Raw genomic sequence first — 595 nt, forward strand, 5'->3', positions numbered from 1 at the left:
CTCTATATTATAAATAAGTGGTTGTTAGAGGATTTACCACAGAATGAATATATGATGACTCTACTACTGTTATTGATAAGGCAAGGTGGTACAGGCCAGTGTGCCAAACCATCTGTTGACTATGAGTAATAAATATAAGGATCAGCATATGAACGTTTCTATCAGTGGTCACCATATCAGCGTAACCGATGCAATGAACACAGCTGTACGTGAGAAGCTTGAAAAAGTAGAGCGTCACTTTGACCAGATTCAAAGTATTCAAGTGATACTATCGCTAGATAATAGCGGTGCAAACGACGGCGGCAAAAAGAGTCATAAAGCCGAAGCGATCATGCGAGTCTCAGGTCAAGAAATGTTCGTCCAAGCGTGTGAAGATGATATGTATAAAGCCATTAATGAGATGGCAGACAAGCTTGATAGACAAGTACGCAAGTATAAAACTCGTCAAGAACGCAAAAAAGTCCGCGGTGCAGGACGTGATGGTCGCTATGAAGAGGTATCAGGAGTTGAAGTTGCTCCAGCGACTTGATGTATCATGAGATAGTTAATAAGAAAATCAAGCAATAAAGTCACAATAAATACAATAAAAAACCAA

At 39.7% G+C, this 595-nt stretch carries 1 protein-coding gene; it reads left to right on the forward strand.

The genetic code is table 11. The annotated features are described in order from the left end of the window. The first annotated feature begins 148 nt into the window (after nt 1–148). On the forward strand, nt 149–529 hold the full coding sequence (gene hpf / locus ACS8FD_RS22670; protein ID WP_299218401.1) for a ribosome hibernation-promoting factor, HPF/YfiA family: 381 nt from the start codon (nt 149–151) through the stop codon (nt 527–529). Nucleotides 530–595 lie beyond the last annotated feature (66 nt).

This window comes from Psychrobacter sp. 1U2 (genome assembly GCF_051847575.1).

Excerpts from the sequence above, each read along its gene's own strand:
- hpf (WP_299218401.1), top strand. The coding sequence starts at position 149 with ATGAACGTTTCTATCAGTGGTCACCATATCAGCGTAACCGATGCAATG.